The sequence below is a fragment of the Bacillus sp. CGMCC 1.16541 genome (assembly GCF_003184905.1).
Classification (GTDB): domain Bacteria; phylum Bacillota; class Bacilli; order Bacillales; family Bacillaceae_H; genus Priestia.
On the sequence record NZ_KZ821206.1, the window covers coordinates 77868 to 94831 of the forward strand.

General features: G+C 36.6%; 22 protein-coding genes. 2 read left to right on the forward strand and 20 right to left on the reverse strand.

What is annotated here, in order from left to right; all coding sequences use genetic code 11:
• Nucleotides 1–424 precede the first annotated feature (424 nt).
• From DIS06_RS00395 to DIS06_RS00490, 20 genes are all read right to left on the reverse strand, one after another.
• Nucleotides 425–1282, reverse strand: a complete 858-nt coding sequence (locus DIS06_RS00395; protein ID WP_110111557.1) for a polyprenyl synthetase family protein — start codon at nt 1280–1282, stop codon at nt 425–427.
• Between the two features lie 38 nt (nt 1283–1320).
• Entirely contained in the window at nt 1321–1554 is a 234-nt protein-coding gene (locus DIS06_RS00400; protein WP_110111272.1) for an exodeoxyribonuclease VII small subunit, read from the reverse strand.
• Nucleotides 1551–2900 carry an exodeoxyribonuclease VII large subunit gene (gene xseA, locus DIS06_RS00405; protein ID WP_110111273.1) on the reverse strand — a complete coding sequence of 450 codons (1350 nt, stop codon included), beginning with the start codon at nt 2898–2900 and terminating at the stop codon, nt 1551–1553. The genes DIS06_RS00400 and xseA overlap by 4 nt, the downstream gene beginning before the upstream one ends.
• Before the next feature lie 184 nt (nt 2901–3084).
• Complete coding sequence (gene nusB / locus DIS06_RS00410; RefSeq protein ID WP_110111274.1) at nt 3085–3474, reverse strand: transcription antitermination factor NusB; 390 nt, start codon at nt 3472–3474, stop codon at nt 3085–3087.
• Between the two features lie 148 nt (nt 3475–3622).
• Nucleotides 3623–4024, reverse strand: coding sequence for an Asp23/Gls24 family envelope stress response protein (locus tag DIS06_RS00415; RefSeq protein ID WP_110111275.1), 402 nt, complete (start codon nt 4022–4024; stop codon nt 3623–3625).
• A gap of 28 nt (nt 4025–4052) precedes the next feature.
• Entirely contained in the window at nt 4053–5405 is a 1353-nt protein-coding gene (accC, locus tag DIS06_RS00420; RefSeq protein ID WP_110111276.1) for an acetyl-CoA carboxylase biotin carboxylase subunit, read from the reverse strand.
• A gap of 13 nt (nt 5406–5418) precedes the next feature.
• Complete coding sequence (gene accB / locus DIS06_RS00425; protein WP_110111277.1) at nt 5419–5931, reverse strand: acetyl-CoA carboxylase biotin carboxyl carrier protein; 513 nt, start codon at nt 5929–5931, stop codon at nt 5419–5421.
• A 499-nt stretch (nt 5932–6430) separates the two neighbouring features.
• Complete coding sequence (locus tag DIS06_RS00430) at nt 6431–7072, reverse strand: SpoIIIAH-like family protein (RefSeq protein WP_110111278.1); 642 nt, start codon at nt 7070–7072, stop codon at nt 6431–6433.
• 2 nt (nt 7073–7074) lie between these two features.
• A complete protein-coding gene (gene spoIIIAG, locus DIS06_RS00435; RefSeq protein ID WP_110111279.1) occupies nt 7075–7758 on the reverse strand; it encodes a stage III sporulation protein AG in 684 nt (227 codons plus the stop codon).
• Complete coding sequence (spoIIIAF, locus tag DIS06_RS00440) at nt 7751–8395, reverse strand: stage III sporulation protein AF (protein WP_110111280.1); 645 nt, start codon at nt 8393–8395, stop codon at nt 7751–7753. Before spoIIIAF ends, spoIIIAG begins: the two co-directional genes overlap by 8 nt.
• A gap of 17 nt (nt 8396–8412) precedes the next feature.
• The gene (spoIIIAE, locus tag DIS06_RS00445; RefSeq protein ID WP_110111281.1) at nt 8413–9588 is read right to left on the reverse strand and encodes a stage III sporulation protein AE; all 1176 of its coding nucleotides are present in this window, start codon (nt 9586–9588) and stop codon (nt 8413–8415) included.
• A 29-nt stretch (nt 9589–9617) separates the two neighbouring features.
• Nucleotides 9618–10001, reverse strand: coding sequence for a stage III sporulation protein AD (gene spoIIIAD, locus DIS06_RS00450; RefSeq protein WP_110111282.1), 384 nt, complete (start codon nt 9999–10001; stop codon nt 9618–9620).
• Nucleotides 10002–10021: 20 nt separating this feature from the next.
• Nucleotides 10022–10228: a stage III sporulation protein AC gene (spoIIIAC, locus tag DIS06_RS00455; RefSeq protein ID WP_110111283.1), complete on the reverse strand. Its 207-nt coding sequence runs from the start codon at nt 10226–10228 to the stop codon at nt 10022–10024.
• Between the two features lie 18 nt (nt 10229–10246).
• Nucleotides 10247–10759, reverse strand: a complete 513-nt coding sequence (gene spoIIIAB, locus DIS06_RS00460) for a stage III sporulation protein SpoIIIAB (protein ID WP_110111284.1) — start codon at nt 10757–10759, stop codon at nt 10247–10249.
• Nucleotides 10756–11694, reverse strand: a complete 939-nt coding sequence (gene spoIIIAA, locus DIS06_RS00465; protein ID WP_110111285.1) for a stage III sporulation protein AA — start codon at nt 11692–11694, stop codon at nt 10756–10758. Before spoIIIAA ends, spoIIIAB begins: the two co-directional genes overlap by 4 nt.
• 76 nt (nt 11695–11770) lie before the next feature.
• Nucleotides 11771–12052: a YqhV family protein gene (locus tag DIS06_RS00470; RefSeq protein ID WP_110111286.1), complete on the reverse strand. Its 282-nt coding sequence runs from the start codon at nt 12050–12052 to the stop codon at nt 11771–11773.
• A gap of 322 nt (nt 12053–12374) precedes the next feature.
• Complete coding sequence (efp, locus tag DIS06_RS00475; RefSeq protein ID WP_110111287.1) at nt 12375–12932, reverse strand: elongation factor P; 558 nt, start codon at nt 12930–12932, stop codon at nt 12375–12377.
• A 21-nt stretch (nt 12933–12953) separates the two neighbouring features.
• Nucleotides 12954–14012, reverse strand: a complete 1059-nt coding sequence (locus DIS06_RS00480; RefSeq protein WP_110111288.1) for a M24 family metallopeptidase — start codon at nt 14010–14012, stop codon at nt 12954–12956.
• Complete coding sequence (gene aroQ, locus DIS06_RS00485; protein ID WP_110111289.1) at nt 14012–14455, reverse strand: type II 3-dehydroquinate dehydratase; 444 nt, start codon at nt 14453–14455, stop codon at nt 14012–14014. Before aroQ ends, DIS06_RS00480 begins: the two co-directional genes overlap by 1 nt.
• Before the next feature lie 152 nt (nt 14456–14607).
• A complete protein-coding gene (locus DIS06_RS00490; RefSeq protein ID WP_110111290.1) occupies nt 14608–15117 on the reverse strand; it encodes a YqhR family membrane protein in 510 nt (169 codons plus the stop codon).
• Nucleotides 15118–15525: 408 nt separating this feature from the next.
• Between DIS06_RS00490 and DIS06_RS00495 the strand changes: the two genes are divergently transcribed.
• Both DIS06_RS00495 and DIS06_RS00500 read left to right on the forward strand, forming a co-directional pair.
• A complete protein-coding gene (locus DIS06_RS00495; RefSeq protein ID WP_110111291.1) occupies nt 15526–16470 on the forward strand; it encodes a DUF1385 domain-containing protein in 945 nt (314 codons plus the stop codon).
• Between the two features lie 36 nt (nt 16471–16506).
• Complete coding sequence (locus DIS06_RS00500; protein WP_110111292.1) at nt 16507–16917, forward strand: SA1362 family protein; 411 nt, start codon at nt 16507–16509, stop codon at nt 16915–16917.
• Nucleotides 16918–16964 lie beyond the last annotated feature (47 nt).

The following is a 16964-nucleotide window of genomic DNA, read 5'->3' on the forward strand; positions in this document are numbered from 1 at the left end:
CTCACTTTCGCACATATTATAAATATACCTTAATACATTGTGTAATGTTTTATGCATAGACGTCAACCTTTAGTATTTCTTCTATCTCATAATACTTTTGATATTTTACCAATAAACAGTCAACAAATCTATGTTAGACGTCTATAAAGTCTTCTCTAACGTAGACATTTTTCATAACAAGCTTAATTCCTCGCCTTTAGTACTACTCTACCCAAAGAAAAAGACATTACACTTAATGAAGGTACCTTCTTATATGAAAAAAGAGCCGCTAACACAGATGTGATAACGGCGACCAAAAAAACTATAATCGTGTAAAAACCTATGCACTACCTTTTTTAAATAGTAGTGTTTAGATTATATCATATGCATTTTGCTGACTCAATTAAAATTTGATTTAAACAACGTTACTTTCACTATTCGCCTGTTAATTCTCTCGATTTGCTATATACAAACAAATTTGTTCTAACAGATCATGATCAATATTCGCTTCATACAACGCTTGTAATGCTTGATCAATGTGATAAACGAGCTTTTCTTTTGCTTCATTCATGCCCAAAAGAGCTGGATAAGTCGTTTTCTCATTTGTTGCATCACTTCCAATTGGTTTACCTAACTTTTCTTCTATCCCTTCAATGTCTAAAATGTCATCTTGGATTTGAAACGCTAGACCAATATGCTTACTAAATGCTTCTAAATTAGCCATTTGTTGATCAGAAGCTTGCGATAAAATAGCTCCCGCTTTTACACAAAACCGCAACAACGCACCTGTTTTATGTATATGAATATATTCTAATTCATCAAGAGATAATCGCTTATTTTCACCTTCTAAATCTGCCACTTGGCCACCAACCATCCCTTCTGTCCCTGCTGCTATTGCTAATTCCGACACTAGCTTTAGCTTCATGTCAGACGTTATATCTGGATGGTTGTTACTAATTAATACTTGAAAGCTATTTGTTAAAAGCGCATCTCCTGCTAAAATTGCAATGGCTTCTCCAAATACCTTATGATTGGTCAGCTTTCCTCTTCGTAAATCATCATTATCCATACTAGGAAGATCATCGTGGATTAGTGAGTATGTATGAATCATCTCAACCGCACAAGCTGCCGCCATTCCCATTTCTTCATCTTTTTGAAAAGCCTTTAACGTGGCAAAAATAAGAAGAGGGCGCAACCTTTTCCCACCCGCTGTTAATGAATATAACATCGACTCCTTTAGTTTAGTAGGTGCCGATAGCTCATTCACAACTCGAGGAAGTTGCGCTTCAACCTTTTCTTTCATTGTACTAAGATACTGTTGAAATTGAGTATTATTCACAATTACTCTTCCTCCTGTACAACAAAAGGCTCTAATTGACCATCTTCACGTAAAATTTGTTCCATTTGATTTTCGATTTGCTTTAAGCGATCATGACAAAACTTAGAAAGTTCCATTCCTTTTTGAAACTGCTCGATAGCTTGTTCTAAAGGAACATCTCCTTCTTCTAGCTTGTCTACAATTTCTTCTAATTGATTCATTGCTTCTTCAAATGAATGCTGTTGCTTGTCGCTCATTTTTCTCGCTCCTCTACTTGTAATACCTCACATTGTATTTGTCCATCTGTTAACTGTACAGTGAGAGAATCACCTTTTGATACTTGATTGGTTGTTTTAATCAATGTTTGTTGCTCATTATAAACAAGGCTATAACCTCGCTCCATTGTTTTTAAAGGGCTAAGCGCATGGAGTTTGGAAGTGGCAGAAGAAAATAGAAGTTGCTTTTGTTTTAACACTCTAAGCATTTCTCGTTGCAAATCTTTTGTTAACACTTGTTGCTTTTCACGCGCTTGCTCTACCTTCTTCTTTGGATGATTACGCAATAATAACGCACTCTGTTGCTTATATTGCGTACGCTTTACTTCGATATACCTTCTACTCTCACGATAAAGACGTTCCATTAATTGGTCAAGTTGTTGCTCTTTTTGCTCCACAAGCTTCTTGGGATAACGAAAAGCATATGACTGTTTGAGACGTTCTAAGCGCTTATTTTGAAGCGTCATCATTTCCTTTATCGCTCGTGACATACGTATGTTTCGCTGGTTCAGGCGCTCTTTTACTTCTAGAATATGAGGAACGGCTAACTCTGCGGCACCCGTTGGTGTAGGCGCTCTTAAATCTGCAACAAAATCTGCAATGGTAAAGTCTGTTTCGTGCCCTACAGCTGAAATAATAGGTGTAGTTGATTTAAAGATAGCTCGAGCTACACTTTCTTCATTAAATGCCCACAACTCTTCAATTGAGCCACCACCGCGACCTACAATTAATACATCTAAGTAGCCAAGATTGTTTGCTTTTTCAATTGCTTGCACAATAGATGGCGCTGCATGAACACCTTGAACAAGCGCTGGGATGACAATGATTTGTGCAACCGGATATCTACGTTTCAATGTTGTGATAATATCTCGTATCGCTGCACCTGTTTGAGATGTAACAACCCCTATATAGTTGGGGTAAGCCGGAATTGTTTTTTTATGTATAGAGGAAAAAAGACCTTCTTGTTCAAGTTTTGCTTTTAACTGTTCATATGCTAAGTATAAACTACCTACACCATCTGGTTGCATCTCTTTTACATACATTTGATAGTTACCATTCGGTTCATAAACAGAAATTTCTCCTCGAATTAACACCTTCATCCCTTCTTCAGGGCGAAAAGTAAGCTGACGATTCTGTCCAGCAAACATCACAGATTGAATACGGGCGTTTGCATCTTTAAGTGTAAAATACATGTGACCGCGACTATGAAACTTGAAATTAGAAATCTCACCCTTTATCCATATATCTTGAAGGTGGGGATCCACATCGAATTTTCGTTTAATATACCTTGTTAAAGCTGTGACTGTTAAATATCGGACTTCACTCATACCCATCGTCTCCTTTTAAAAAGGCCCAATTAGTTACCATCATTAACCCGTGAGAACTTTACCATACTCTACATTTGGCTGATTGGAAGAAAAGGAAAAGAAACAGAAGATGAATGGTTCTTTCTCTCCTATTTCTTTTCCTTTTCTTCCTTTTACCAAAATCGAGAAGTTCTCAAGCTGCTATTTATGATAGCTCCATTACTACTTTTGAAAGTACACCATTAATAAAGCGACTAGATTGTTCATCACTGAACTTTTTAGCCAATTCAATCGCTTCATTTAATGTTACATTTGTTGGGATGTCGTTTTCATATTTCATTTCATAGACGGCTAATCGTAAAATGGAGCGATCAACTGTTGCCACACGCTCTAACGTCCATTTCTCTAAATGAGTACGAATCATCTGATCGATTTCCTCTTTGTGCTCAACTGTCCCTAATACTAGTTGTTTTAAAAAACCATCCATTTCTTGTTGAGGAGCTACATTTTGAATAGCTTCTACTGGATCAATTTGTCCTAAGTCATATTGAAATAATGCTTGTAACGCTTTTTCGCGTGCTGTACGTCTTTTCATCTTACACGTTCTCCTTTATCTATCCTTATCGTTCTATTATAACAAAATCATAACATAGTTTCTAAGCATGAAAAAAGACTGTCTATCATAGACAGTCTTTTTCACTTTACCACAGCTTGCTTGGAAAAGAAACAAACTTTCGTGGTTATTATTCAGGTTGTTCTACTTCTTGTTTTGGTGCATCAAATTGTACGCCTACAATATGAATGTTCACTTCTTCTAGTTCAATTGCTGTCATGTTTTTTAATGCTTGACGAATATTATCTTGAACTTTTTGAGCGATTACAGGGATCGATACACCAAACTTCATCATGCAATACACATCCACTTTAATGCCACTTTCGCTCAATTCTACTTTTACACCTTTTCCATGATTCTTCTTACCTAACTTTTCCACAACACCTGTTGCAAAGTTACCTCGCATCGCTGTTACACCTTCAACCTCTGATGCTGCAATGCCAGCAATCACTTCAATGACTTCTGGTGCAATTTCAACTCTTCCAAGAGAACTTTGATGTTCTTCCATTTCTAATACATGATTCTCATTCATGTACAGCACCTCCTATACTTATACTATACTACGAATTCATGACATCATGTAGTTCAAGGAACTTTGTATTAAAATCACCGTCTATGAACTTTTCATGATTTAATAATTTTAAATGAAACGGTATAGTTGTGGCTACCCCTTCAATTACGAATTCATCTAGTGCTCGTCTCATACGAGCAATGGCTTCTTCACGCGTTGGAGCATGAACAATTAATTTCGCAACCATTGAATCATAGTATGGAGGAATAGCATATCCTGGATACACTGCTGAGTCAACACGAACCCCATATCCACCTGGAGCTAAATACATACTGATTGTCCCTGGAGAAGGCATAAAGTTCTTCTCTGGATTCTCTGCATTGATTCGACACTCAATTGCCCAACCGTTGAATGTAATTTCTTCTTGTTTAAAGGATAGTTTGTCTCCATTTGCTACTTTAATTTGTTCTTGAATTAAATCTACCCCTGTTACCATTTCTGTAACAGGATGTTCTACCTGAATACGCGTATTCATTTCCATAAAGTAAAATTTATTTTCAATATGATCATAAATAAACTCGACCGTTCCAGCACCTGTATAGTTAACTGCTTCAGCAGCTCTCACTGCAGCGTCTCCCATCTTTTGACGTGTTTCACCGTCTAGTGCAGGAGATGGTGTTTCTTCTACTAACTTCTGAAGTCGACGTTGAATGGAACAATCACGTTCACCTAAATGGACCGTGTTACCATGTGTATCAGCTAACACCTGAATTTCAACGTGTCGAAAATCTTCAATGTACTTTTCTAAATAAACCCCTGGATTTCCAAAGGCTGTCGCTGCTTCTTGTTGCGTAATTTTAATTCCCTTTTCAAGGTCCTTTTCATTACGAGCAATACGAATTCCTTTACCGCCACCACCTGCAGTTGCTTTAATAATCACTGGGTAACCAATGTCATTTGCAATATCAAGTGCTTGTTCAATAGAATCAACAATTCCTGTTGAACCAGGTACAATCGGCACTCCTGCCGCTTTCATCGTTTCACGAGCAACATCTTTTGTTCCCATTTTTGAAATAGCTTCAGGACTTGGACCTACAAATGTAATGTTACACTCTCGACATAGCTCAGCAAAGTCAGAATTCTCAGCTAAAAATCCATATCCTGGATGGATCGCATCGCACCCTGTTAATGTCGCTACACTGATAATGTTCGTAAAATTTAAATAACTATCTTTTGAAGCGGTTGGACCAATACAATAAGCTTCATCTGCTAATTGAACATGCAAAGAGTTACGGTCTGCTTCAGAATGAACAGCGACAGCTTCAATTCCCAGTTCCTTACAAGCGCGGATAATACGGACAGCAATTTCTCCACGATTGGCAACTAGTAACTTTTTAATCATCTAAATACTCCCCTTATTGAGCTTTCACTAAGAAAAGTGGTTGTCCGTATTCTACAAGCTGTCCGTTTTCAACTAATACTTCAACGATTTCACCGTTTACTTCTGCTTCAATTTCATTAAATAGTTTCATTGCTTCTACAATACATACCACACTATCTTTGTTTACCTTATCCCCAACTCTTGCGTATGGATCTGCATCTGGAGAAGAAGATGCATAGAATGTCCCTACCATAGGAGACGTAATTTTATGTAATGACTCATCTTGACTTGTAGCCTCTTCTTTTTCAACACCTTGATTTTCAACTGCTTTTGGTGCTTGTTGAACTGCTGCCACTGGTTGAGCTGCTTCAACAGCTGGCTGGCGTAATTCTTCTACCACGACTTGAGGAGTCGCTACTTGCTTTCCTGTAATCGCACCTTTTTTCTTTAGTTTAATTTTTGAATCTGAGTGTTCATAAACAAATTCTTCAATTGTTGATTGATCTACTAATTTGATGATTTCGCGAATTTCTTGAATTTTTAACAAACAAAACACTCCTGTCTAATAAATTATACTTTTTAAACTTATCATAATGATACGACACGTAGTGGCTTTAATTCAATAATTCAGAAAAAATATTGAAATCACTTTCATTATTTTTTGTTACTTATGTCATATCATCACACTTATTACTTTTCTTATATAATTTTTTGTACTTTCTACTCACAGCATTTAAGTTGTCAAACTTTTTATAGTCAGTCACTTTATTCTTTTTAAGAACCATCTTCAGTTCTTATATGTATTAAAAGGGCAGTAATAATAAAAAGAGCATTATTACTTAGTGCTAAAAGTAGAATATATAACCTATTATAACTTATCTCTATCTAGAGCGCTATGTTAATTTTTCACTTGATGCTGCTCAATAAATACTATCGTACGAAAAATCACTTCTTTAGAACTATTTTGACGTAAGTGACTACAGCTTAAGCACGCAACAAACAGGGGATGGGACACTTTTTTGTCCCATCCCCTTACTATAGATCGATTATTTTTCTGGCTGGAATTCTACTGCTACATTATTCGTCCCTAACTCTCCTCTGACTAACTGAATGATATCATTTGCACGAGTAGGCGAATGCTCTTTTGCTTTAACTGTAATTTTTACTTTTCCTCCATCTGCTCGTACAAGTGCATCTCCGTATCCTTTTGATTTAATTAATGTTTCAAGTACGAGTTCTTTCTCTTCGATTTGCGATAGTTCTTGGATTTTATCCATTGCTTCACTCACTTGTTCAGCTGTTGCTCCTTTTGCTGCAGTTGCATCTGTTAATTCTTGACGTAATTTGCTACGCTCATCTGTAATATCCAGACGAAGTGCTGTGAATAGCTCGTCACTATCTACACTAGATACAACAGTTGTTTCTTTTGCATCACTTTGTTCTTTTGGATCATTGCTTTCTTTTTCATCTTTTGCACCATCTCCACTCGGCTTTTCTTCTTCACCTTCAGCAGGTTGCTCTTCTTTGCCTTCATTTGGTTTTTCATCTTTTGTTGATTCTTTATCCTCTTCTGGTGCTACCGCCATATTGCTTGGTGGTGTTTCCGGTGATGTAATATAATAGACTGATAAGACAGCGACTAAACTTAACATTGTTAATAACCAAACCGTTTGTTTTTTAAGTAACATTTTTAGTCCCCCTTAGACTTTTTAGGTAAAACAGCAACTCGGTGACTTGGCACATCTAGTACTCTCGTTACCGCTTCAACAATCCACTTTTTCACTTCAATGTTATTAGCACCTTGTGCAACAACAAGTACCCCGCGAATCTCAGGCTTTTTCGTTTTTACAACAACAGGTTTTTCTTGATTATCGGTGCGCACAATTACTAACTGCTCATCCGTTGAACTATCTTGTACTTTTCGTGTGCCCCCTTCTCTGTCTGTTTCCTCTGTTGTTTGTGATTGAGTCACACTATTTTTCTCATATACTTTTGATTCAGTCGCATCAAGATTTACAATGACCTCAACATCGTCTACTCCAACAATGGCTTGTAATACATCTTTTAATTGAGATTCATAGTGCGCTTCATAATTGGCCATTGATCCGGATTGAGCTGACTTCTTCTGACTGAAAGCAGGTGTATCTTCCTCTGTACTATTCACTTGAATAGTACCACCACTTGGTGCTTGCGGTTCATTTAATATCTTTAAATTACTGACTAACATAATGACAATACCAGCAGCTAACAATACACCCATATATGCTAATTTAGGTGGTTTTTTATCTGACTTTTGATCGTCTTTATCTTCTTCCTTCTTTCTGTTTGAAAAGAACCGCCGCAAAAAGGACGGGCTATCATGATTTTTACTCATTTTGTTCTAATCCCCCCTCCACGTTCACAGTAACTTTGTTAAAATCAATGCCCCATTTATTTGCGAGATACGCCGAGATGTGTGACGTTTCTTTTTGTTGTTTTTCAGTTTGTATCGGTTTGGAGGTATCGATGGACACGACTTTCACAGCCGAAACAACTTCTGACTCTGACTTTTGCGTTTCCTCACTTACAATCACTTGAACAGAATGAATACTTTCATTAACATTTTCAGGTGTTTGCTGATCAGTTGTCTCTTTTGTTTCGATGTGAATATGATTAATTGCTACACCATATTGTTCCATCAACTCCTCTTTGACGCCTGTCTCCATTTGGACAGCCATTTGTTCTAATGTATATGCACGATTAGAGGCTTGTATTTCTTTTTTCTTTAATTCAATTAAATTTTTCATTTCTTGTTCTTCTTCTTTACTTGTCAAATTCATTGAAACTAAAAGCTTGTCTACATCCACTTTAAAAACTTGAAAAATTGGTGTAATAATAATTAGCATCAGCAATAAACCAATCACAAGTTTTGCGTATTTTTGCAAATTTGAATTTGGCAGTAATAAATCAATAATTGTGGCAAGTAAAATGAACAACACAATATTCGTAATCCAACCTGTTAAGGCAGCCATCCCTTCACTCCCTACCTTTAACGAACCATCATGGTGACATTACTCGCTGTAATAATCACGGTTAAACATAAAAAGAACATCAGTGATACAATCGCTAATGCAGCAAAGATATAAATAACACTTTTACTAATAATACTTAAACATGTAATAACTGGCCCACCACCAATTGGTTGAAGCAATGCCGCGGCTAACTTATAAATAATGGCTAGCGATAAAACTTTTAAAGCTGGAAAAGCGACGATTAATAAGAGAACTGCTACTCCTGCAATGCCAACTGTATTCTTAAGTAGCAATGACGCCCCAATCACTGCATCAGTTGCGTCGGTAAACATTCTCCCTACGACTGGAATAAAATTCCCTGTAATAAACTTTGCCGTACGAATTGTAACACCGTCTGCCACAGCAGATGCCGCACCTTGAACAGAAATCACACCTAGAAATACAGTTAGAAAAATCCCTAATAAACCAATGGCTACATTTCGAAGTAATTGGGCAAGTTGCGTGACTTTATACTGATCTGAAAGTGTACTTACGATACTTAATAAAGCAGATAAAAACAAAAGCGGCATGACAACATATTGAATCAATAACCCGCTTGTATTCATTAAGAAGATAATCATTGGATGAAAGAAAGCAGCAGAGATGATACCTCCAGATGTGGCCATTAACGCTAGCAGTAAAGGGACTAGTGCTAAAATAAACTGTGTCATCGTTTGAATGGCATGTTGCGTATAGGAAATTGCCACTTGAAAGCTGTTAAGGGCTATAATGATTAACACCATGTAGACAAGGGCATACGCCACTTTACTAACTGCTTTTTGATCAAAAGCATTTTGCAACGTTTGTAAAAACACACTAAAAATGGTGAGCATAATTAACGTTCCCAAAAGCTTTCCATTCGCAATAATTTCGTGTAAAAAGAACTTCATAAATCCAACAAACCACTCTTTTATTGAAAACTCTTTTTCCCCATTCAAAAAATCAACTAAACTACCTTTTTGACTTTCCGGGAGAAAACCTCCGTATTGCGTCAAAATATCATCCCAAAATGCTTTTATCTCATCTACTCCCATTGTTTCAAGTTGATTGTTTACAAGTTGTTGGGGGGGAGAAGCTTGTACTTGTTCCGGCAAGAAAAAAAAGAGCAAAAAGAAAAGAATGAGACGATAAAACCTTAGATTTACCCACTTCATTTTGTCACCCCATGGTTATAACGTGTTTTTTAGGTTGGCAGCATTGAGATGATCGTTTCAATAATAACTGTCAAAATTGGAATTGCCATGGCTAAGATAAGAATCTTTCCTCCAAGCTCAATTTTTGAGGCAATGGCACCTTGACCTGCATCTTTTGTAATTTGTGCACCGAATTCTGCAATATAGGCAATTCCGATAATTTTAAGTATGGTTTCAACATAAATCATATTCACATGTGCATTTACGGATAACTTTTCAATCATGCGAATAATTTCATAGACTTGATCAATTAAAAATAAAAAGATGACACAACCAACAAATACAACAAGTAAAAACGCAAAAGAAGGTTTTTGTTCTTTTAAAATTAACGCTAAAAATGTCGCGACTAATCCTAAACCAACAATTTGGATAATCTCAATCGCTAACCCCTCCTTTAGCCTTGAAACAGAAAGACTGCTTTAATTTTTTTAAATAAATCTTCAACAATTGAAGCAACCATAAACAAAATATAAATAAATCCCATCAACGTAACCCAATTTGCGTAGTCTTTCTTTCCAATTTGTTCTAATATCGTGACAAGAAAAGCTACAACAATTCCAATACCCGCTATTTGAAAGATTGTGTTCATGTCTACATTCACTCTTTACTCCTCCAATCACTACATCAATAAGATGACAAGTAGTAATCCCGAAAGAAATCCTAAACTCTTTACCATCTTTTCATATCGATGTTGTTTTTCGATCGCATCACTTTCTTCTCGTTCAAGATGATTGAGTGCGAGCACAATATGTTTTTGTTGAGAATACCGATCGTGCTGACCTAATGTTTCACCAAACTGTTTCAGCACTTCCAACTCACCTTGTTTAAATGCTGTCATCTTCCATATTTCATCAATGCTGTCATCCCAACATTGCTTTACATTTTGATTTCCTTTTTGAAGCTTAGCTGCGAATCGTTTAAATAACCACGATAATGGCTTTGGTATTTGTGATGAAAGAATCAATGATACCTCCTGCAAAGGTCGATGACTATACATAATTTCAGCTTCTAATGATCGTAATGCTGCTTTTAGTTGTCTTAATTGTCTTGGACGTTCACTTAATTGCTTAGCCATTTCAAAGCCCGTCCATGTTGATGCAAGCAAAATAAAAATGGCTCCAAATACTTTCATATGACACCACCTTCGATAGCGCGCTGACTATGCATTCGTTTATGCGTTTCGTTGTAAATGCTTTTAATTGTTCCTGGTCCATTCTCATTTGATAAAACAATAAACCGCTTAAATACGCCCAATTGTAATAAACCGCTTAACGTTGGTCGCCTTTTTAAATCTTCGATGTCATATCCATGAACGGTCATAACAACACGAACACCTGCATTTACCGCTTCTACAACAGCATCGCAATCTTCTTGCCTTCCTATTTCATCTACAATGATGACATCCGGGCTCATCGACCGAATCATCATCATCATTCCTTCTGCTTTAGGACAACTGTCTAACACATCCAGCCTTGTGCCAAATGTATGTTGAGGAACCCCTTTAACTGATCCTGCAATTTCAGAGCGTTCATCTACAATCCCAACTTTAATTGGTGAAATATTCTTGTCCCGAACACCAAAGCTCATCATTCGAGCCAAATCACGAATCATCGTTGTTTTGCCAGTTTGCGGAGGACCAATTAAAATCGTATTCATCCATTCTTGCTCGTATAGAAATGGTAGTAATCGGTCTGCAATCCCAATTTTCTCCTTTGCAACTCGAATATTAAATGATGTGACATCACGTATAACTTTTACTTGACCATTTTCCGTAATGACTTTTCCCGCTAACCCTACCCGATGCCCACCCTCAATCGTCACATATCCCTTCCTTAACTCTTCTTCAATCATATAGATTGAAAATTGACTGAGTTTATTTAAAATAAAGAGGGCATCTTCTTTTGTGGCAGTATACGAGTCAAAATAAGGATGGCTGTTTATAATAAATTCAATGGGGCGGTTAATCCGAATGCGAATCTCTTCTAAATGATTAACTGAAGACGCAATATATCGAGAAGCTACTTCTCTTATTGAATTTGGTAACACTTGAACCACTTCGTTTAACATACGAATCCCCTCGCGTTTTTTCATTACTTCAAATGTATGCGAGCTTGTTTACTTTATGACAGCTACTCTCTGCTTCCTATTTAAAAATACCAATTAAAATAAAGAGTACTCCTAAGACAATAAAAGCAAGCTTTGCAAAAGATAATTGATCCGCCACGGAGACGAGTCCAATGGTAAAAGATGCAATCATAATAAACGGACCCACAAGTGCTAGTAACCCATTAAACATTAATGCTTTTTTTACATCGTTGTTCAGTAGAATTAAGATGGCCACTGTTAATTCAATGAATGAAGAAACAAACCTTAAACACGCCATCGTTAAAACTGAACCGTTAATCGTTTCCAACCATTGCTTCATATCGTCCTCTCCTATAAGTAATCTGTCTGTTATACGCTCTTTTGTTGTCCACTATAAAAAGTATAAGTCTAGTACAAACCTATGCTGTGATGTGTATCGTTAGCACTAATAGTTAGTAGATTCTCTCTTCTTCACACTTTTAAAGAAAACTATTTCGGCCAATTTGGTTGTTATATCCAAAACAAGATAAACAATTGATGTTTTCGTACGCTGCCTTTAACTAACTTCCACTTGTTAACGTTTAATACGATGCATAAAAAAGCCTTAAACAAAAAAGCCTCCTGCTAGGAAAATTCCTAGCAGGAGGCTTTCGAATTACTGATTATGCGCGTGATACGTAGCTTGAATCTGTTGTATTAATAACAAGTACATCACCTTCATTAATAAAGAATGGTACTTGTACACTTAAGCCCGTTTCAAGAATCGCTGGCTTTGTACCACCTGAAGCTGTATCACCTTTAATACCTGGCTCTGTTTCTGTTACAGTTAATTCTACCGTGTTCGGAAGCTCTACGCCAATTGTTTCAGCATGATACATCATAATTGAAACTTCCATGTTTTCTTTTAAGAATTTTAGTTCATACTCAATTTGAGCCTCTGGTAGTTCAATTTGCTCGTATGACTCCGTATCCATGAATACGTGTTGGTCACCGTTTGCATATAAATATTGCATTTTACGGTTATCGATTTGAGCTTTCCCTACTTTTTCTCCAGCACGGAACGTTTTCTCTTGAATTGCCCCTGTACGTAAGTTACGTAATTTAGAGCGAACAAACGCAGCACCTTTACCTGGCTTTACATGTTGGAAATCAACAACACGCCAAATACCTCCATCTACTTCTACTGTTAAACCTGTACGAAAATCATTTACTGAAATCATGAAGAAAATCCTCCTACACTTTTATAAAATAATTAACTCTTTTGTTGAGTATGTTAACGACTCATTCCCGTCTTTTGTTATGACTGTGTCATCTTCAATACGAACACCGCCAAGACCTGCTATGTAGATACCTGGTTCTACTGTAACGACCATTCCTGGCTCTAGCTTCATATCAGACTTCATAGATAAAGAAGGACTTTCGTGAACTTCCATTCCAAGTCCATGACCGGTAGAGTGACCAAAATACTCACCATAGCCATGCGCGGCAATGTGATCACGGGTTAATGCATCCGCTTCTTTTCCTGTCATGCCTGGCTTTATTCCATCCATGCCCTTTAACTGAGCTTGTAAGACGATGTTATAAATCTTTTTTAGCTCATCGTTCACTTCTCCTACAGCCAATGTACGAGTAATATCAGAGCAATACCCTTTATAATATGCCCCAAAATCAAGCGTAACAAATTCACCTTTTTCAATGGTTTTGTCTGTAGCTACACCGTGTGGCAATGCAGAACGATAACCAGATGCAACAATAGTATCAAAAGAAGAAGACGCTGCACCTTGCTTTCTCATGAAGAACTCTAATTCGTTAGAAACCTCTAATTCTGTTACACCAGGACGAATGAACGTCAAAATATGTTCAAATGCTGCATCCGCAATTTTTGCAGCTTCCTTTAATATCTTAATCTCTGACTCGCTCTTAATCAAGCGTAACTTTTCAATTGTATTAGAGACTGGCAAGAGCTCTCCTTCGACTTTTTGGTCATAAGCTTGATACTGAGAATACATCATGTGATCTTGCTCAAACCCTAGTCGAGTAATTCCTAAATCAGCTGCAACTTTTGCTACCTCATCAATCAATGAAGCCTTATGCTGAACAATCTCGAAGCCTTGAATTTGTTTTGCTGCTTGTTCAACATAACGAAAATCTGTAATAAAAACGGCGCGGTCTTCTGAAATGACCGCTACACCTGCACTGCCTGTAAAACTAGTTAAATAACGGCGGTTATACGAACTTGTAATTAACATTCCATCAATATTTAATGAAGAAAATTGTTCACGAAGCTTTGTTACTTTCATTACGATTCCCCCTCGTTTAATCTTAAAAGTGCTACTATCCCGAGCTCGTATCCGTGTAGCCCAAGTCCTACAATTTGTCCTTTTGTTACAGGCGCCGTCACTGAATGATGGCGAAACTGTTCACGAGCATGGACATTTGAGATATGTACTTCAATAACAGGAATAGAAATACTTGCAATGGCATCTCTAATTGCATAGCTGTAATGAGTAAATGCTCCTGGATTAATCACAATTCCATCAAATGTTGCATCTGCTTCATGGATAGAGTCAATCAATACACCTTCATGGTTGGATTGAACGCATTCAATATCTACACACTGTTCCTTACCAAATACTTGTAACTTTTTCTCTAATGTTTGTAATGTTTCCTTCCCATAAACCCCTGGTTCGCGTATACCTAAACGATTTAAGTTTGGGCCATTGATGATTAAAATCTTTTTCATATTTCCTCTCCCTCAACCAGCTCACTTTTTTCTGAAAAGTAGAAAAAGAATGTTCATTACTTAGAACATTCTACCATAAAATAAAAGAAAACTTCTATTAACACTTCCTTCATGTAAATCATTATATTACTATTCCATTTTGATCTATTTTATTATCCACTTTGCGAATCTAGCTCTGCTGCTTCAAACGAAATCGAATATCCTACAAATACACCGTATAAAAGATAAACGCATACAGTTGTGATAATTGTATTACTCTTCAACTCCCATAACCCTTTTACATTTGGAAAAATTGGATTTAACACAAAGAAAACGAGAGCCCATAATAATAACCCATATCCAATACCAATCCACATCGATTTAAATCTTTTCAAAACTGCATAATAAAGAAGGGCAACAACAATAGATAAAACGCCAAGAACGATAATGCTTACCATTGTCCCTATCCATTTTTCTTTCCAATCACCTAAAGCCCATGGTTGGAGAATCATATTAGGACTCACTTCACTAAAGTTAAATAGATAGGTTATATAACCAATTATACTCCAGAAAATACCTCCTACTAATCCAATAACAACCGTCTTCGCCAAAAATGATGTTTCTCGATCACGATTCGTTTGTTGGGGTGTTTTTTCCTTGCTCTCTTGCTTCTCATTTGCCATTTTATCTCACCTCTATCGCTTAGTATGAACTCATTTTTTGTTTTTATTTCATTTTTCACCACGTCTATATGTCTCTTCTTCAAATAAAGATATTTTCTATCATCGTTTTAACTTCACTTGTCAAAGTCATAATTTAATGGCCATTGATTACGTAAGAAACCTAGAGCTAAACCCCAATCGAAGACAGTGACCTAGCACATGTAGATAGTAAAAAGCAGATGAATGATTAAAACAATTGAACATAAACATTGCTAATGTATAGCACATGGAAAATAATGAAAATCCGTGTGTGATACTGAAAAATATTGGCTACAATAGATAACATACATCGACCTAGAGGTTTATTTGAAATTACTGTAGAATATAGAATAATAAGGGTAACTAGTATGAGTTAGGTTGGTGTTTGACATGTCTGAATTGAAAAAGCCTGCATACGGTGGGCAAGCAGTTATGGAAGGTGTTATGTTTGGTGGAAAAACGCAAGCTGTTACCGCCATTCGAAGAAAAGATGATTCAATTGAATTCTTTCATTCACCTCGAAAGTCTAATAAATTTTTAACAGCTTTGAAAAAGATTCCATTCTTGCGTGGAATTGCAGCAATTACGGAAGCAAGTATGAACGGAACCAAACATTTAAATTTTTCATCTGAGCGATATGATTTACATCCAGATGAAGATAGTCAAATTGAAGAAGAAAAGAAAGAATCAAAACTTACACTCATTTTAGGTGTAGCGACAATCGGCGTTTTATCATTCCTATTTGGAAAAGTACTGTTTACACTCATTCCGGTGTTTTTAGCTGAGTTAACAAGACCTGTTTTTTCTTCCAATCTTGCTCAGGTCTTAATTGAAGGCATATTTAAGCTTTTGTTATTGCTTATTTACATCTATGTCATTTCCCAAACACCACTTATTAAACGAGTGTTCCAATATCATGGTGCTGAACATAAAGTAATTAACGCTTATGAAAATAATGCAGAACTAACTGTTCATTCTGTTCAATCTCATTCTCGTTTACATTATCGTTGTGGAAGTAGCTTTATTATCTTTACGGTCCTTGTCGGTGTATTTGTTTACTTGTTAGTACCGACAGATCCTCTTTGGGTCAGAGTTGTAAATCGTCTAGCACTCATCCCAGTTGTAATCGGTATTTCTTTTGAAGTATTACAACTAACAAATAAAGTACGCGATATCCCTGTTCTACGTTTCTTAGGATACCCTGGGCTATGGTTACAATTACTGACTACAAAAGAACCTGATGACAAGCAAGTAGAAGTAGCGATCGCTTCATTTAAAGAATTGTTAAAAGTTGAAGAAGCGAGTTCTCCAACGACTGAAGATAAAGTTGTGTAAGTATAAGGATTGTTAACAATTTAGGAGGTGAACAAAATGAGACGTTCGTTCATCAAACCACTTTTATATGTGTTGTTTGGGCTAGGTGCTTTTGGTTTTATTTATACTCTTTTTACCAATCCATCTAGTTTATTGCGTCAAGCTGGTTATGTATTTCTATTCTTCATTTTGTTTTACTTGTTATACCGTTTTGTCTTACGTCCTTCACAAACAAAGGGTCAAGACAAAGAATACCTTCGAGCTGTTAAACAGTCTAAGCGTCGTCTTAAAGAGCGCGGACAACCAAGAGCTGAAGCGAAGCCATATAGCACAGTGAATAAAAGAACCAAACAACCAACGACAAAATTGTCATCAAAATCTACTGCACCTAAAAAGAAAAAAAGCAACTCTCATTTAACTGTGATTGAAGGAAAAAAAGGAAAGAAGAAAAATAGAGCCTTCTTCTAAAAAAAGCTCCATCACCCAATCCTCATACTCAGAACAGGATGGCTTGA

What these genes read in the sequence shown, in the direction of transcription:
- DIS06_RS00395 (WP_110111557.1), bottom strand. Translation starts at nt 1,282, where the DNA reads ATGAAAGAAAAGGTTGAAGCGCAACTTCCTCGAGTTGTGAATGAGCTA.
- DIS06_RS00400 (WP_110111272.1), bottom strand. Translation starts at nt 1,554, where the DNA reads ATGAGCGACAAGCAACAGCATTCATTTGAAGAAGCAATGAATCAATTA.
- xseA (WP_110111273.1), bottom strand. Translation starts at nt 2,900, where the DNA reads ATGAGTGAAGTCCGATATTTAACAGTCACAGCTTTAACAAGGTATATT.
- nusB (WP_110111274.1), bottom strand. Translation starts at nt 3,474, where the DNA reads ATGAAAAGACGTACAGCACGCGAAAAAGCGTTACAAGCATTATTTCAA.
- DIS06_RS00415 (WP_110111275.1), bottom strand. Translation starts at nt 4,024, where the DNA reads ATGAATGAGAATCATGTATTAGAAATGGAAGAACATCAAAGTTCTCTT.
- accC (WP_110111276.1), bottom strand. Translation starts at nt 5,405, where the DNA reads ATGATTAAAAAGTTACTAGTTGCCAATCGTGGAGAAATTGCTGTCCGT.
- DIS06_RS00430 (WP_110111278.1), bottom strand. Translation starts at nt 7,072, where the DNA reads ATGTTACTTAAAAAACAAACGGTTTGGTTATTAACAATGTTAAGTTTA.
- spoIIIAG (WP_110111279.1), bottom strand. Translation starts at nt 7,758, where the DNA reads ATGAGTAAAAATCATGATAGCCCGTCCTTTTTGCGGCGGTTCTTTTCA.
- spoIIIAF (WP_110111280.1), bottom strand. Translation starts at nt 8,395, where the DNA reads ATGGCTGCCTTAACAGGTTGGATTACGAATATTGTGTTGTTCATTTTA.
- spoIIIAE (WP_110111281.1), bottom strand. Translation starts at nt 9,588, where the DNA reads ATGAAGTGGGTAAATCTAAGGTTTTATCGTCTCATTCTTTTCTTTTTG.
- spoIIIAB (WP_110111284.1), bottom strand. Translation starts at nt 10,759, where the DNA reads ATGAAAGTATTTGGAGCCATTTTTATTTTGCTTGCATCAACATGGACG.
- spoIIIAA (WP_110111285.1), bottom strand. Translation starts at nt 11,694, where the DNA reads ATGTTAAACGAAGTGGTTCAAGTGTTACCAAATTCAATAAGAGAAGTA.
- DIS06_RS00470 (WP_110111286.1), bottom strand. Translation starts at nt 12,052, where the DNA reads ATGAAGCAATGGTTGGAAACGATTAACGGTTCAGTTTTAACGATGGCG.
- efp (WP_110111287.1), bottom strand. Translation starts at nt 12,932, where the DNA reads ATGATTTCAGTAAATGATTTTCGTACAGGTTTAACAGTAGAAGTAGAT.
- DIS06_RS00480 (WP_110111288.1), bottom strand. Translation starts at nt 14,012, where the DNA reads ATGAAAGTAACAAAGCTTCGTGAACAATTTTCTTCATTAAATATTGAT.
- aroQ (WP_110111289.1), bottom strand. Translation starts at nt 14,455, where the DNA reads ATGAAAAAGATTTTAATCATCAATGGCCCAAACTTAAATCGTTTAGGT.
- DIS06_RS00490 (WP_110111290.1), bottom strand. Translation starts at nt 15,117, where the DNA reads ATGGCAAATGAGAAGCAAGAGAGCAAGGAAAAAACACCCCAACAAACG.
- DIS06_RS00495 (WP_110111291.1), top strand. Translation starts at nt 15,526, where the DNA reads ATGTCTGAATTGAAAAAGCCTGCATACGGTGGGCAAGCAGTTATGGAA.
- DIS06_RS00500 (WP_110111292.1), top strand. Translation starts at nt 16,507, where the DNA reads ATGAGACGTTCGTTCATCAAACCACTTTTATATGTGTTGTTTGGGCTA.